General features: G+C 41.7%; 13 protein-coding genes. 2 read left to right on the top strand and 11 right to left on the bottom strand.

Annotation, left to right across the window (positions count from 1 at the left end; genetic code table 11):
- Positions 1–82: 82 nt before the first annotated feature.
- The gene (ytvI, locus tag V6B33_RS08685; RefSeq protein WP_334217360.1) at positions 83–1141 is read left to right on the top strand and encodes a sporulation integral membrane protein YtvI; all 1059 of its coding nucleotides are present in this window, start codon (positions 83–85) and stop codon (positions 1139–1141) included.
- Between the two features lie 46 nt (positions 1142–1187).
- On the opposite strand, the gene V6B33_RS08680 is transcribed toward ytvI, so the two are convergent.
- From V6B33_RS08680 to cyoE, 8 genes are all read right to left on the bottom strand, one after another.
- The gene (locus V6B33_RS08680; protein ID WP_334217359.1) at positions 1188–2342 is read right to left on the bottom strand and encodes a GNAT family N-acetyltransferase; all 1155 of its coding nucleotides are present in this window, start codon (positions 2340–2342) and stop codon (positions 1188–1190) included.
- Between the two features lie 105 nt (positions 2343–2447).
- Positions 2448–2909 carry a DUF420 domain-containing protein gene (locus V6B33_RS08675; protein ID WP_334217358.1) on the bottom strand — a complete coding sequence of 154 codons (462 nt, stop codon included), beginning with the start codon at positions 2907–2909 and terminating at the stop codon, positions 2448–2450.
- A 70-nt stretch (positions 2910–2979) separates the two neighbouring features.
- On the bottom strand, positions 2980–3885 hold the full coding sequence (gene ctaG / locus V6B33_RS08670) for a cytochrome c oxidase assembly factor CtaG (RefSeq protein ID WP_334217357.1): 906 nt from the start codon (positions 3883–3885) through the stop codon (positions 2980–2982).
- A 467-nt stretch (positions 3886–4352) separates the two neighbouring features.
- Positions 4353–4685, bottom strand: a complete 333-nt coding sequence (gene ctaF, locus V6B33_RS08665) for a cytochrome c oxidase subunit IVB (RefSeq protein WP_334217356.1) — start codon at positions 4683–4685, stop codon at positions 4353–4355.
- A 4-nt stretch (positions 4686–4689) separates the two neighbouring features.
- Complete coding sequence (locus V6B33_RS08660) at positions 4690–5319, bottom strand: cytochrome (ubi)quinol oxidase subunit III (RefSeq protein WP_334217355.1); 630 nt, start codon at positions 5317–5319, stop codon at positions 4690–4692.
- Complete coding sequence (ctaD, locus tag V6B33_RS08655; RefSeq protein WP_334217354.1) at positions 5319–7187, bottom strand: cytochrome c oxidase subunit I; 1869 nt, start codon at positions 7185–7187, stop codon at positions 5319–5321. Before ctaD ends, V6B33_RS08660 begins: the two co-directional genes overlap by 1 nt.
- A 30-nt stretch (positions 7188–7217) precedes the next feature.
- On the bottom strand, positions 7218–8294 hold the full coding sequence (coxB, locus tag V6B33_RS08650) for a cytochrome c oxidase subunit II (protein ID WP_334217353.1): 1077 nt from the start codon (positions 8292–8294) through the stop codon (positions 7218–7220).
- A 104-nt stretch (positions 8295–8398) separates the two neighbouring features.
- On the bottom strand, positions 8399–9313 hold the full coding sequence (gene cyoE / locus V6B33_RS08645) for a heme o synthase (RefSeq protein ID WP_334217352.1): 915 nt from the start codon (positions 9311–9313) through the stop codon (positions 8399–8401).
- A gap of 478 nt (positions 9314–9791) precedes the next feature.
- On the opposite strand from cyoE, the gene V6B33_RS08640 reads away from it, so the two are divergent.
- A complete protein-coding gene (locus tag V6B33_RS08640) occupies positions 9792–10700 on the top strand; it encodes a COX15/CtaA family protein (protein ID WP_334217351.1) in 909 nt (302 codons plus the stop codon).
- A 62-nt stretch (positions 10701–10762) separates the two neighbouring features.
- On the opposite strand, the gene pyc is transcribed toward V6B33_RS08640, so the two are convergent.
- From pyc to V6B33_RS08625, 3 genes are all read right to left on the bottom strand, one after another.
- Positions 10763–14203 (bottom strand): pyruvate carboxylase, encoded by a 3441-nt coding sequence (gene pyc, locus V6B33_RS08635; protein ID WP_334217350.1) that lies wholly within the window; start codon positions 14201–14203, stop codon positions 10763–10765.
- 144 nt (positions 14204–14347) lie between these two features.
- Positions 14348–15565, bottom strand: a complete 1218-nt coding sequence (gene ftsW, locus V6B33_RS08630; protein WP_334217349.1) for a putative lipid II flippase FtsW — start codon at positions 15563–15565, stop codon at positions 14348–14350.
- A 158-nt stretch (positions 15566–15723) separates the two neighbouring features.
- Positions 15724–16005 (bottom strand): YlaN family protein, encoded by a 282-nt coding sequence (locus V6B33_RS08625; RefSeq protein WP_334217348.1) that lies wholly within the window; start codon positions 16003–16005, stop codon positions 15724–15726.
- Positions 16006–16106 lie beyond the last annotated feature (101 nt).

Raw genomic sequence — 16106 nt, 5'->3', positions numbered from 1 at the left:
ATTCAGTGCTTCCCTACTGTTCATTCTAACTCTACTTTAATATAATAAATAGTAAGAGGAAACGTCAGAAAGGGGTTCTCAATTGTCCAAGTTCTTCACCAAAAAATTTTTTATCATTATTATTAGTATCATCATTCTGGCATTATTATGTTTTTTTATTTTGCCAATATCAGTCCCCTTAATTACTGCTCTCATTACCGCACTATTTTTAGAGCCTGCAGTTAAGTTCACTCAAAAGCGATTTTCCACAAACAGAAAAATAGCGGTTTTATCTGTTTTTATCATATTTTTGTTATTGATAAGTCTGTCCGCTTTCTTTGTTACGACCAAAGTAGTCGGAGAAGGAATCAAACTAATTGAGGACACGCCAAAATATATCAATCAGTTAAGTGATATTTGGCTGGATTATGAGGAAAGACTGTTGGATGCTGCAGAAGACCTGCCAAATGAAGTTGTTACCGGATTCAGCGAAGAAGTACAAAATTTCTTAAACTCAGCTAAAACCAAGATACTTAGTTCGTTGAACATCGAAAAAATCAGTGCATTTTTGTCATACATACCAAGTTATCTTGTAAGCTTCCTGGTCTATTTGATTGCCTTGTTCTTATTTATGCTGGATCTGCCTGGTATTAAACATTCGATTTTCAGTCATCTTACCGAACGGACTGCCGAGAAAGTGAATTTTATGACTTCGCGTCTCTCTTTTGTCATTTTCGGATTCTTTAAAGCCCAGTTTCTCGTGAGTGTAATCATATTCCTTGTGTCACTGATTGGATTACTCTTTATCTCCCCTGAAGTTGCGGTTGTGATGTCACTTGTAATATGGATCATAGATTTCATCCCCCTTATAGGGTCCATCGTCATTCTCGGTCCATGGGCACTTTTCCACCTCATCACTGGGAATATCGCCTTAGGCACCCAGCTGGCGGTACTCGCAGCTATCTTGCTCATCATCAGGAGAACGGTGGAACCTAAAGTAATGGGTACCCATATCGGCCTCTCTCCTCTGGCTACATTGATTGCCATGTATCTTGGCCTAAAGATGTTTGGAATCCTTGGCTTTATAATTGGCCCGCTTATCTTAATCGTCTTCAACTCAGCGAAGGAAGCAGGCATCATTAAAACAAACTTCAAAGTGTAATGATTAGGCCCAGCCGGATTAATCTGGCTGGGCCTCTGTATAGCCTTTAAAAGAAATCATAGAAAAACGGACTGTACGGCTGTGTAAGTTTTGTAAGTTTGGAAACATCCTCTCTCTTTCCTTCAATTTGCCCCATTGCATGCAATGCTTGTGGTGTATGCACTCCAAAGATGAGTGCAGTAAACGTATTGATGTTCATCACAACACTACTTTCTGATGGGTTCCCTTCCTTGACTTCATGATTATCCATTTTATAAGTACGGTTGTTCCAGACGGCATGATGATCTTTGATGGATAGTTGGAGACATTCATCAAACCCCACCTTTGACAAATAGCTGTTCAGAAATCTTTCGACCACAACGATCCGACTCATAAAATAAGGATGCTTCTCTATTATGACCCGCGGATCTTTGAGTAAATAAGGCAGCGGTTCCTGTGGGTTCAGAACCAGCTCTGCTTCATTGATCATCGAGTCGTGCTGACATATGTAATTCCATAACCCTTGTCTTGCAGCTGATGTCAGTGGAATGAATTCTTCAACCTTCATTTTTTCATTTTTCACTTCATAACTAATATATCCTTGAGGAACCATTCCTTCATCATAATAGATTGCAATCCAAAGGTCCGTGATGCTTCTTTCTTTCCACCAATCTTCTGTCCTGACGAGCATCCCATTATGGTTCCTTGAATATTGGTCGTAAATGTCGTGCAGGGCATTTGGGTAAGTGGCCTTATTAAATCTCTTGATCTCACCCTTTACTACTTTCATTGGCTGTAAATCTTTCTTCTTCAAGTACAGCTTATCAATATAGGCAAAGATCTCCCAGCCGAACTTCCTGTAAAAATCAATATTAAAAGGGTGAAGCATGGAAAGCGACATCCCTTGGTTCTTCATGTGCTCCAATGAATGAGAGATTAAAGACCTGATATATCCCTTTCTCCTATATTCAGGGTACGTTGCTACCCCAGCTATGCCGCCCATTGAAAAACTTTCTTCCCCTAACCAAATTTCAAGCGGCAATAGATGGAGTTTAGCAGTCAATATTTCATCATTAAAAATACCATAAACTTCCTGCTTATTTAACTGTTCCAGTCTGTTTTTTCTTTTTTCCTCAGGGACTTCATATTGAAATGCATATTCAGATAATTGCAAAGACGCTTCATAATGAGACTGTCTTAGTTTCCTGATTTTATTCTCCACCTGTCAATCTCCCCTCTCTCAATTGTAGATTCGACAGAAAGAGGATGATTCCTTTTGGAACACAAAAAAGTTCGCATAAGATTATCCTTATGCGAACTTTTGAAGTCAGTTGCCTAGTATCGCTTTGATGACCGAGGTGGTTTCTCCACCTTCATAGATCACATATAAAAGGAGGTAGACAGCCACTCCTGTTATGGCAGTAAAAAACCAAATAAAGCTTGTGACGGGTCCAAGTTTACGATGTCTAGCGAGTTTCTCTTTATAACCCGTCCATAAACTCATTAAACCGAATACAGCCCCCGTTGTTGCCAGGGTAATATGGAAAATCAAGAAGATTGTATAATAAATCTTAATATCGTCAGGACCGCCAAAAGATGTATTTCCGATAAAAATCGTCCTGCTGGCATAAATGATAAAGAAAATCAGTGCAAAAATACCAGCCAGGGTCATCGTTCCCTGATGCTGTTCAATTTTTCTTTGTTTGATTTGCCACCAGCCGATTGCGACCGTGATTGCACTAATGACAATAAAGCTGGTACTTATGGTTGGTAAAATTGGAACACCCATTAATAGTCCTCACTTTTCTGTTATTGTTCTATGTAAGACAGGCAGCATTCAGCAAACTCTGCCTTCCAAATTATTCTGTCGGAGCCGGATCGACAATCGGATCGTAGGATTGGCTTTCTTGTCTTTCCAAATCTTTTCTGTACCATTGAAAGAAAAGATTAAAAAGCAAGACTCCAAAGACGATCTCCTGAATGATTTTCATGATGACCCCGCCAAGCTGCTGATCATTCAGAGTCGACATTGATGTGAATAATTCCGGACCTGTCAAGGTCAGACCTTGGAGTGTATCGACTGGAACACAAAGGGCTAAGGATTTCATGAATTCCTGCGGATCATAATAAGGTGCATAAAGCGGATTTTCAGCAAAAATGATCAATCCACATGCAGGGGTCAATAGTACTGCGCTGCCCAAAATATACCCGATTCTTTTTAAACCGCTCAAATCAATGTCCTCATCAGCAGGATTTATTAGCGGCCACCACATGAATAGTGCAAATAAGAACAGAATGACCGTTGCCAAACCATGAAGTGTCACATCGGTTCTGACGTTATCAAATACCAGGGGAATATGGTATATGGAAAAAGTGATATTGAAAGTTAACAAAGCAATTAACGGCTTTGTCATAAATTTGAATACAGGTTTCACAGCCGGAAAATTAATTGCAGCTTTCCAAATCCAATTGGGAATTCCCAAAATGATAAGCGGTGTTACGACTAAATAAAGAAGAGCCATCTGGGTCATATGAGCAGAGAATAATATCGTACTCATCACCTCTACAGGTGAACCCTTGATTGCATACAAAAGAATCATAGCCAATATAAAATAAACGGCTTCTTTTCGAGTGAGCGGAACACTCTCCTTGAAGCTGTCTCTCCACTTTACGGTAACTAAAAAATAGACCGCTGTAATAAACACTAATGCCAAAATGAAATACGGGCTCCATAAAGCCTGAAATCCAAAAATACCCAATGACATTTCCTCACCTCACTTCACTTTAAAACCTATACCTTTATTATACTGACAACCTCCCCCCACTTCAACGTCATGTAATGACAAGTTCTTGACAATTAGAAAAGCGGAGGTGGGCGTTTTGCTCCCTCTGAAAAATGTTCTTTGGCTTTAGAGGCGCTCTTTTGCCTCAAAAGCCGAAGGTTAATTTTCAGACGGGAGCAGACCACCGGAGCTGGACAATAGAAAAGCGGAGGCGGCTTGCTCAGAGGCGACAAGCATAAGACAGGGCAGCCACAAAGGCGCTCTTTGCCTTTTTGGATGGCATGGCTTATGTCTCGAGCCTCTAGCCGCCGGAGCTGGACAATAGAAAAGCGGAGGCGGCTTGCTCAGAGGCGACAAGCATAAGACAGGGCAGTCATAAAGGCGCTCTTTGCCTTTTTGGATGAGTATAAATAAAAGCCAGCCAATTTATAAATTGGCTGGCTCTTTTATTAGATCCATACGATCGTTAAAAATGTTAACACTGTGATAAATGCAACAAGTGCACCAGAGTACAGGAACAATGAAGGAGCCTCATGACCTTTATGACTCATATGCATGAAATAATATAATTGAAAGATCAGTTGCACTACAGCCAAAAGCAGGATGAATGGTACAACGAAGTACTTATCAAAATCACCTGCAACAGTTATGAACGCAACCAATGTCAAGAATATCATCAGCATAAAGGAAGTAAGCTGCATTCTCATGTCTTCTGCATTTTTCTTACGACGATATTCGTAATCTACACTTGGGTTACCTGAATTTGATTGTTGATTCGCCATCAGTTTATCCCACCATTCCCATTAAGTATACTACTGTAAAGATAAATACCCACACAACGTCGATAAAGTGCCAGTAAAGTGAAGCTAAATAGAACTTAGGTGCGTTGTAAAGGTTCAATCCCCGTTTTGCATTTCGAAGCATCAAGCTGATGATCCAAAGAAGACCGAAAGCCACGTGTCCTCCGTGGAAACCGACCAGCGCGTAAAATGCAGAACCAAACGCACTACTAGTAAAAGTATGCCCGTATTCATGTACGTAATGATTGAATTCGTAAATTTCCAAACCTAAGAATCCTGCACCCAATAATACAGTGATCAGTAACCATGCCTGCATCCGCTGAAAATTATAATTCTTCATGTGATACATTGCATAAACACTTGTTAATGAACTAGTTAAAAGCAGCATAGTAGCTACAAATGACAAAGGAAGATCAAAAATATCAGTTGTCAATGCATGGCTATCACTTGGCACTTTATTTTTCAAAGCTAAATAAGTGGCAAAAAGTGATCCGAACAGAACTGTTTCCCCACCAAGGAAGAACCAGAATCCCATGAACTTATTTTTCCCCTCAAGGGTCGCCTTTTCAGGGGAGGCCGGCCAGGTCTTAGGCGTGAATTTTTCTTCAGCGTGCATTATGCCTTACCCCCTTTATCATCATCCATTAAATCTTCTTTGTGAATATGATATCCATGATCATCAATTACAGATCTCAGGAACATTGATCCCAAAGTAATGAGCAAACCGATGACTAATACCGGCAGTGCCCAAGCCTCTCCATCGGGACGATACATGGCACCGAAAGCGGCAACAAACAATCCGAATGAGATGACTAATGGCAAGATCGAGTTATTCGGCATGTGAATATCACCAATCGGTTCAGCCGGAGTGAGTCCATTCTTCCCTTCCATTTTCTCTAACCAGTAAGCGTCCAAACCACGGATAAGCGGTGTTTGCTTGAAATTATAGAATGGTGGCGGAGATGGAATCGCCCATTCGATTGTGCGACCGTCACCCCAAGGGTCATTTCCTACTTTAACGCCTTTTACTTGCGTCATTATGATATTGAAGACCAGGATGATAACAGCTGCACCCATGAATCCTGCTCCAATCGAACTTACAAGGTTCCCGGTTTCAAACCCTTGACCAGGCAAGAATTTCCAGATACGGCGCGGCATACCCATAAGCCCTAAGAAATGCTGGATGAAGAATGTTAAATGGAATCCGATAAAGAACAACCAGAATGAGATTTTCCCAAGGAAATCATTTAGCATCGTACCGAACATTTTAGGCCAGTAGTAGTGAGTACCTGCCAATAGTGCAAATACTACCCCGCCGACAATAACATAGTGGAAGTGAGCTACTACGAAATACGTATCATGGAATTGATAGTCAGCTGCTGCAGAGGCAAGCATGATACCTGTCACTCCACCTGCGACGAATGAAGGAATGAAAGCAACTGCGTACAACATAGGAGTTGTGAATTTCATGCTTCCTCCCCACATCGTGAGAAGCCAGTTAAAGATTTTAATACCAGTCGGAACTGCAATAGCCATAGTCGCTACGGCAAAGATCGCATTCGCGATTGGACCAAGACCTACCGTGAACATGTGGTGGGCCCATACCATGAATCCTAAGAAACCGATCAATACGGTCGCGAATACCATGGAAGAATATCCAAACAAACGTTTCCTTGAGAAATGCGGAATGATTTCAGAGAAAATACCGAAAGCCGGCAATACAAGGATGTATACTTCCGGGTGTCCAAAGATCCAGAAGAAATGCTCCCAAATGATTGTGTTCCCTCCATTTGCTACATCGAAGAAATTCGATCCGAACATACGGTCAAACATCATCAAGAATAGTCCGACTGTCAATGCTGGGAATGCAAATAGAATAAGTGCTGATGTCACAAACGCTGTCCATGTGAACAACGGCATACGCATGTATGTCATTCCAGGGGCACGCATATTGATGATCGTAACAAGGAAGTTGATACCACCAATCAATGTACCTGCACCGGCAATCTGTAAACCTAATACGTAAAAGTCAATACCATGACCTTCTGATGCAATCGATAATGATGCGTAGGATGTCCACCCTGCATCAGGTGCTCCGCCCATGAACCATGAAAGGTTAAGGAATACTCCTCCAAAGAAGAATAACCAGAAACCGAGTGAATTCACGAATGGAAATGCAACATCACGAGCACCGATCTGTAAAGGAACAACGGCATTCATAAATGCAAATATAAGCGGCATGGCTGCCAAGAATATCATCGTTGTACCGTGCATCGTCAATACTTCATTGTATAAGCCTGCACTAATAAAGTCACTATTAGGCACTGCAAGCTGAATACGGATAATAAGAGCTTCTAATCCTCCAAGCAGGAAGAAAAATCCTCCTGACATGAGGTAAAGGATGGCGATCTTTTTATGGTCTACTGTAGTTAAGTAATCCCAAACAGTCGCTCCGAAGCCTTTTTTCTGTGCTAAGCTACTCACGATTTAACCTCCCTTTTAACTAATCCCCTATTAATCTTGAACTTTCAAGCCCATCAGGTATTCTGCAAGAGCATCCATTTCTTCGTCGGACAGCTCTCCATATGTACCAGTCATTTTGTTACCCGGCTTATATTGCTCAGGGTCTTCCAACCAGTTTTTCAGTTCTTCTTCATTATGTTCTAAAATCCCGGCAATACGATTGCGCTCCCCAAAAGTTGCTAAATTTGGAGCAAGGCGGGCAGATTCGGGACGGCCGTCCTCTGGAGAAACAGCATGACAGCTTAAACATTTTTGGTTGAAGATCTCTTGTCCTTGTTGAGCTAAATCAGAAGTTGGTTTTGGTTCTCCTGCACTTTGCATATCTTCTACCCATGTTGCAAACTCATCCTGCGGCAATGCTTTCACTTTAAAGTCCATCAATGCATGAGAAGGACCGCAAAGCTCTGCACATTTACCATAGAATACTCCACCGGCTTCCTCAGATTTTTCACCATCAAACTCAAGGAAGAATGTATTGACACCATCTACGTTAGTATCAATCTTTCCACCTGCCGCCGGAATCCAGAATGAATGTTTAACATCTGAAGCGGTTACATTGAAGTAAACCTTTTTATCCGTTGGAACAACCAAATCCTGGGATGTGATGATTTTTTGATCCGGATATTCGAATTCCCACCAATATAGGTTCGCCCGAACATTTACGACCAATGCTTCACGATTTCCGTCCGCGTCTTTTTTGTCCATTGCTTTAGTATCAGCAAGCTGGAATGTCGCGGTTACAGTTGGAACTGCGAGGATTAGAAGAAGGATGATCGGAATGACCGTCCATAAAATCTCTAAAGTATGGCTTCCTTCTACTTGTTTGGGGATCGTTGTGTCTCCCTTTTTTCTTCGGAAACGGATGATCGCCACTGCATACACGATTACGACTACAATAATAACCAATACCATTATTAATGTAGCCAGAATCATTAGATCATATTGTGTCTGTGCTACTTCTCCTGCTGGCTGCAGTGTAGATAGAAACGGCTCACCGCAACCAGAAAGAATAAGTGCCATTATGGCTACAATGGAGAATAAGCGCCACTTCGTTAGCCTTGCTTTCATAGCTTAATCAAACCCCTCTTTCGTGTAATGTACTTCTTGAAATAAAACAAGGACTCAAAAAAATATCTATTTGGATTTCTTATCAGAAAGAATTCCCACTAATCTTATATAACGGTAACGATAACCATCGCTACAAACAAGATAGTCAAATAATTAAGTGAATATACAAACATCAATTTAGACCACTTGATATCATCCTTCATTTTATAACCTGCCAGACCAAGGGCAACCCAGCCAATATTAAAGGCCATGGCAAGAATGAAGAAAAACATCCCTAAATCCAGTAGAAAGAAAGGTAGCGGCAATAAGGCGATAACCCATGCAACAATATGATGTTTTGTGACTGCGAACCCTTTTACAACAGGCAGCATCGGTATATCTGCCGCTCTGTACTCTTCCACGCGCTTCATAGCAAGTGCATAGAAATGAGGCGGCTGCCAGATAAACATCATTAGAAATAACATCCATGCGATTATGTCAAGATTTGGATCAACAGCTGCCCAGCCGATTAATGGCGGGACTGCACCAGAGATGCTTCCTACAATCGTGTTGCTTACATATTTTCTCTTGGACCACATTGTATATAATACGACATAACTAAAGACTCCGATGATTCCTATAACCCCGGCTGTAATGGTAGTCATAAACAGCATGATGATTCCGAATGCAATCATCAGGAGCCCCAGTAATGAAGCTTTGGTGCCATTTATTTTTCCAGTCACGGTAGGACGTTCCTTCGTTCGTTCCATCAGATGATCGATGTCGCGATCGTACACATTATTGATTACACATGATCCCGCTATGATCAAAGAGGAACCTGCTAGTGTAAGGAACATGATATCGAGAGAATTCAGAAAGTGTGTATTCGTAAAGTAAAATGCTAACCACATTCCCGTAAAGGTAGTAATTAGATTAGAATTAACAATTCCGACTTTTATTAATGCCAAGAAATCTTTCCAAACAGTGGAAGTTGTGATCTCGGCTTTTTCAACATTTGTCATTAATCGACTGTTTGACATTTTAGCCCTCCTCTTATAAAAACCAAACAGAGGCAGATGACACCCCTTACTACTATAAAGTAATTGAACAACCATTTCTATATCGAATTCAAATATTTAACAGAGATAAGAAACAGTAATTACGCTATCAATATTATATTAAACCATATATTTTTTCTTTTTTGGGATGGAAAAAAATAATATTGTGAAGAAATTGTGAAGAATTAAATCAATCATGTTCTCCACCCGATTCGACAAATGTTGATTTTATCATAACATATTTTTATCAGAAGCGCTTACACAATTAGTATAATCCCTATTAGGATATTTTTACTATGAATTATCCTCCCCACCTTCCCTATATTAATGCTCATTATTCTGTAACATTTTATCTGTTGAGTTTTAGAACTATTTTCGTTATTATCTTAGAGGCATCAAACTATTTTTCTACTATATTTATTTGAATGTAAATACGTCTTTATCTAAGAAGGTGAATGGATTGCATAAAGGATTGAAATGGCTTGCCGTCCTGACGACATTAGGCATGCTATTTGTACTATTAGGCGGGGCCCTGGTGACCAAAACGGAATCGGGCATGGGCTGCGGCCGTTCCTGGCCATTATGTAATGGACAGCTTATACCAACAGATATTACGTTAGAATTGGTCATCGAACTTGCGCACCGGGTGGTTTCCGGGGGAGTCGGGCTGCTCGTGCTCGCATTATCAGTATGGTCTTGGAAAGCCATTGGATATAAGCGTGAAACGAAATTTCTTTCAGTACTATCATTCTTTTTCTTACTATTACAGGGTCTGATAGGAGCTGCGGCAGTTATATGGGGCCAATCCGATTTCGTACTTGCACTGCATTTCGGAATTTCCCTCATATCATTTGCAGCTATATTACTACTGACTTTACTTATATTTGAGGTTGACCAGAAGTTTGAAGCAAGCTCACTTGTGATCAATAAGCGGATGAGATTTCATATGATCGGTGTTACTCTGTACAGTTACATTGTCGTGTACACCGGTGCGCTCGTCAGACATACTAATTCAAGTCTCGTTTGTAAAGACTGGCCGCTTTGTGTGAACTCGAGCCCCGGACTACCAGGAAATATGTACGAATGGATTCAAATGGGACACCGGGCAGCTGCCGGGTTTATCTTTTTATGGATTGCCTATATCACCTATATCGCCATAAAAGAGCATAAACATCAGAAGGTCATTTATTGGGGTTGGATCATTGCCTTCACCCTTGTGACATTACAGGTCATTTCCGGTGCTCTGGTCGTCTTTACCAGATTACACTTAGGGATCTCTCTGCTGCATGCACTGATTATCTCTTGTCTGTTTGGATTATTATGTTACTTCATACTCCTCGCTTCTAGGAGTAAATTGAAAAACGATTAAGTTTACAGATTAACAAAAAAGGATGCCGGTCTTTACCGGCATCCTTTTTTCATAGAGCTTTATTAAGCTTTTTGCATCTCTATCAATAAATCCCCAGGGCTGATCGCATCTCCGCTTTCCACATAGATATCTTTTACCTTTCCTGAGAATGGAGCTTGGACGGTGGTTTCCATCTTCATGGCTTCCGTAATCATCAAGTGATCGCCTTTCTCCACCATTTCACCCTTGTCGACGATCACTTTGATGACAGTACCAGGCATGGAAGCACCAATATGAGTTTCATCTTTCGGATCCACTTTTCTTTTGGAAGCAACAGTGGATTTGATATTTTCATCTTTGATAACGATCTCACGAGGCTGTCCGTTTAACTCAAAATAAATGATTCTTGTACCGTCTGCCTGCGCCTGTCCAATCGAAACCAATTTAACGATTAATGTCTTACCTGTTTCAATTTCCACTTCAATTTCTTCACCAAGTCTCATGCCGAATAGGAATGTAGGAGTATCCAATTTGGATATATCACCAAACTGTTCGAGAGTTTGCGCATACTCGGAGAAAACTTTTGGATACAAGGCATATCCAAGAGCATCAAAGCTTGTTACTGGACGGTTCAGCTGTTCATAAAGTTTCTCTTTTAATGTCGTGAAATCGACATCATCCAAGAGCTCACCAGGACGGACAGTCAAAGGATTTCTTCCTTTCAGAATGACTTTTTGCAGTTCTTCTGGGAATCCACCGTGCGGCTGTCCCAGATATCCTTCGAAAAGTTCCACGACAGAATCAGGGAAATCTATTTTTTCTCCTTTTTGAATCACATCTTCTTCTGAAAGATCATTCTGCACCATGAACAGTGCCATGTCACCTACCACTTTTGAAGAAGGAGTGACTTTGACGATATCACCGAAGAGATGATTGACTCTCGCATACATCTCCTTCACTTCCTCCCAGCGGTCACCCAGGCCGACAGCTTTTGCCTGCTGCTGAAGGTTGCTGTACTGGCCGCCAGGCATTTCGTGTTTATAAACTTCAGGATGGGGGGCCATCATGCCGCTTTCAAAATCAGTATAGTACTTACGCACATCCTCCCAATAATGAGAAAGGGATTCCAGTGAATCGATGCTGACATCCGGTTCTCTTTCAGTGCCTTTCAACGCATAATAAAGTGTGTTTGCACTAGGCTGGGATGTCAGGCCGGACATTGTACTGAGCGCAGTGTCGACGATATCGACTCCTGCATCCACCGCCCTTGCATACGTATAAATCCCGTTACCGCTTGTATCATGTGTATGAAGATGAATAGGAAGATTTAGGGTATCCTTCAATTCTGAGATGAGCCTGTAAGCTGCCTGTGGTTTTAATAGTCCTGCCATGTCTTTTATGGCCAGGATATGCGCTCCGCTCGCTTCCAGTTCTCTGGCAAGATTCTTATAATAATCGATATCGTATTTGGTACGAGCAAGATCATCGATATCGCCAGTGTAGCAAATGGCAGCCTCCGCAATCTTTCCGCTCTGTCTTACGGCATCTATCGCTACTTCCATTCCTTTCACCCAGTTCAAGCTGTCGAAGATCCGGAAGACATCGATCCCGGCAAATGCAGATTTCTCTACGAATTCCCTGATGACATTGTCTGGGTAGTTTTTGTACCCTACTGCATTTGAAGCTCTCAGAAGCATTTGGAATAATACATTAGGGATGCGCTCCCTTAATGACAATAACCGGTTCCAAGGGTCTTCCTTCAGGAAGCGGTATGCAACATCGAAGGTCGCCCCTCCCCACATTTCAAAGGAAAACATATCCGGGAGCAGATTTGATGTAGGTTCTGCAATCTGTTTGAGGTCATTCGTTCTCACACGGGTAGCGAGCAGCGATTGATGGGCATCCCGGAAAGTCGTATCTGTCAATAGGACCGACTTTTGATCCTTCACCCAGTTTACCAGGCCGTCTGCACCACGCTCATCGAGAATTTGTTTAGTCCCATGCCTTACCGGGGCAGTGAGATCGATCATTGGTGTCCTTGGCTTTTGAAATACTGGTTTTTTCTTCTTTTCTACTCCCGGGAACCCGTTTACCGTCACATTTCCGATATAAGAAAGCATTTTGGTACCACGGTCTTTTCGTTTAGGAAAAATGAATAATTCAGGAGTTGTGTCAATAAATGAAGTGTCATATTCCCCTGTGATGAAATTTTCATGCTTCACAACGTTTTCAAGGAAAGGAATATTGGTCTTGATTCCGCGAATTCTAAATTCTTGAAGATTTCTGACCATTTTAGACGCAGCTTGCTCAAATGTTAATGCCCATGTCGAAAGCTTTACCAGCAATGAATCATAATACGGTGTAACAACTGCTCCCTGATAACCATTTCCGGCATCCAGCCTAACTCCGAATCCCCCACCTGAGCGGTAAGCCATGATCTTTCCTGTATCAGGCATGAAGTTATTAAGCGGATCTTCAGTCGTCACCCTTGACTGAATGGCAAAACCGTTCAACTGAACATCTTCCTGATGCGGTACTCCTACTACACTGCTGTGAAGGGCATGGCCTTCAGCAATCAACAGCTGGGATTGAACGATATCCACCCCTGTTACCATCTCGGTAATCGTATGCTCGACTTGAACACGCGGGTTGACTTCAATGAAGAAGAATTCGTTATTCGCCACCAGAAATTCGACGGTACCGGCATTCACATATTTCACGTTATCCATCAGGCGCACAGCAGCTTCACAAATATCATCTCTCAGCCCATCCGTAAGAGATACTGAAGGGGCGATTTCCACTACTTTTTGATGACGTCGCTGAATGGAGCAATCACGTTCAAACAAGTGGACGATGTTGCCGTCTTCATCCCCCAGGATTTGAACCTCGATATGCTTGGGGTTCTCTACAAATTTCTCTACATAGATTTCATCATTACCAAACGCTGCTTTCGCTTCAGATTTAGCACGTTCATAAGCTTCTTTAAGGCTTTCAAGGTTTCTGACAATACGCATTCCACGGCCGCCTCCGCCGAGAGAGGCCTTGATAATGATCGGGAAGCCCGCTTCCTTTCCGAAGCTGATAACTTCTTCCAAAGTCGATACCGGTCCGTCACTCCCGGGAATGACTGGTATGCTTGCAAGCTGTGCTTGCTTTCGTGCTTTAACCTTATCCCCAAACATATCCAAATGAGTGGAATGAGGGCCAACAAATGTGATCCCCTCCTCTTCGCATCTCCTGGCAAAATGAATATTTTCAGACAGGAATCCATAACCCGGGTGAATGGCATCAACCCCGGACTTTTTGGCTATTTTGATAATGCCTTCAATATCTAGGTATGCATCTATGGGTTTCTTGTCTTCACCGACCAGATATGCTTCATCTGCTTTATATCGATGATAGGACCCCGAATCTTCTTTACTGTAAATTGCAACTGTTCTGATATTCAATTCCGTACATGCACGGAATACCCGGATTGCGATTTCTCCGCGGTTTGCGACTAATACCTTTTGAATTTTCTTCAATACAATCTCTCCTTCTGAGTTAGTTCATGATTGAAAATCTTTCATTACTAGTCTATTAAAAAAGGACTGACCCGAAAGATGGATGCTGGCTTATCTTAGGGGGCAGACCCTAGACATAGAGTTTTTTAATCCTCTAATGTAGATCTACATTTTAACACCATATATTTTCTTGCTAGTAGACATATTCTCCAACGGTTCGGCATTTTCCTTCTTCGTTTTATATTTTTCTTCATATTTCACAAACATGGAGACGTTGACAAGTACTCCCAGCGATAATGAAAGGACAAGTAAAGAAGAGCCTCCGTAACTGATGAACGGCAATGGCACCCCTGTAATCGGAATCAGACCGGACACCCCGCCAAGATTGATGAATGCCTGTATGCCGATCATACTCGAAATTCCTATGGCAAGCATTGTACCAAACGGGTCCTGGCATTTCACGCCAATATAGATTCCCTTTAATACAATATAGGTCAAACCGAGAATGACAAAACTAACGCCAAACACACCTAATTCTTCTGCTATGATGGCCATGATGAAGTCTGTCTGGGGTTCTGGTATATACCCCAGCTTCTGGACACTTTGTCCCAAACCGAGGCCCTGGATCCCGCCCGAACCGATCGCAAGGTAAGAGTTAACCAATTGATAACCTTCCCCCTGCGCGTCCTTGAATGGAGACAGATAAGCTTCTATTCGACTCATTCTTTCTTCTGTGAAGATAAATCCCCTCGCCAGATAGATGAAAGGCGAGATGATGACAAGCAAGCCTGCTCCTATGCCGGCAAGCTTAAAGAATGTACGGAAGTTGATGCCTGAGCACATGATAACGATGGCTCCGATTGCAAAGATGATAGCAGCAGTACCAAAATCAGGTTCCAGGAAGACAATAAAACAGATGAAACCGAGAAAGATAAGCGGCGGTGCAAGACCACGGTTCAAATCATTGATGTATGCCTGTTTCTTTGAATAAACCGAACCGAGGTAAATGACAACCGCAAGCTTTGCAAATTCTGAAGGCTGGATCCCCATGAATCCAAGGTCGATCCAGCTCCTGGCATTATTAACTTCACTGCCGATGATATGGACAGAAATAAGCATAGCGATAATGATAAACATGAGACCCTTGATGATCTTCCCTACTTGAAAGGCTTTATAAGGGAACCATGCCGCTGCAGTGAAAGCAGTAAAACCAATCAGGACGTTGATCAGCTGTTTTTGATAAAAATAGTCGCTTTCATACTCGAAGCGTTCGACAGCCATCACCATACTGGCGCTGTATACCATTACCAACCCAAAAAAACACAGGAATACATAGACAGCTATCAACGAATAGTCATAGGACTTCATTATTTTTTTAATCATGGCGATTCAACCCTTTTTCTTGTATCATTTCTTATTTTCAGTGCATCGATCAAGCAAATGGATTTTAAGCTCTCAGTGTGTTCAGCTGAGCGTTCTTATGTACTTCTACAAAAAAACTCAAACAAGAGTGAAGTATTGTTTGAGTTGTCATGACTATTTTACTTTTTAGTGGATGCTTCATGAAGGGCAGAAAGTTCTCTTTCTAAAGAATCAATTAATTCTTTGCCATCTACATCGTCCACCAGTCCTAATCGGACAGCAAATTCTATTTCACGGGATAATCCGAACATTTGGGTATCCAATACTTCCTCATAAAGAGGACATTGGGGCATCGTTAAATTATCCATTTGCACTTTAATAAGCTGTAAAATCTTTTCTGCATCGGCCTTCAACAACTCATAGGCCTTTTCCCGATGATTAACTGTCATTTCTGACGCCACAGTGATCCCCCCATTCCGAACAAATAGCATTCCTGTCTTAAAATTTTATCGTTAAATCATATAAATTGCAAGAAAAATAAGCGTATTTGTAAGGATTGAAT

This window comes from Mangrovibacillus sp. Mu-81, from assembly GCF_036867415.1.
Lineage (GTDB): Bacteria > Bacillota > Bacilli > Bacillales > Bacillaceae_B > Rossellomorea.
The sequence above is the reverse complement of the archived record's forward strand: the minus strand, read 5'-3'. Positions and strand labels throughout refer to the sequence as shown.

Coding starts and splice junctions, on each gene's coding strand:
- V6B33_RS08675 (WP_334217358.1), bottom strand. CDS start 2,909: ATGGGTGTTCCAATTTTACCAACCATAAGTACCAGCTTTATTGTCATT.
- ctaG (WP_334217357.1), bottom strand. CDS start 3,885: ATGTCATTGGGTATTTTTGGATTTCAGGCTTTATGGAGCCCGTATTTC.
- ctaF (WP_334217356.1), bottom strand. CDS start 4,685: ATGGCGAATCAACAATCAAATTCAGGTAACCCAAGTGTAGATTACGAA.
- V6B33_RS08660 (WP_334217355.1), bottom strand. CDS start 5,319: ATGCACGCTGAAGAAAAATTCACGCCTAAGACCTGGCCGGCCTCCCCT.
- coxB (WP_334217353.1), bottom strand. CDS start 8,294: ATGAAAGCAAGGCTAACGAAGTGGCGCTTATTCTCCATTGTAGCCATA.
- cyoE (WP_334217352.1), bottom strand. CDS start 9,313: ATGTCAAACAGTCGATTAATGACAAATGTTGAAAAAGCCGAGATCACA.
- ftsW (WP_334217349.1), bottom strand. CDS start 15,565: ATGATTAAAAAAATAATGAAGTCCTATGACTATTCGTTGATAGCTGTC.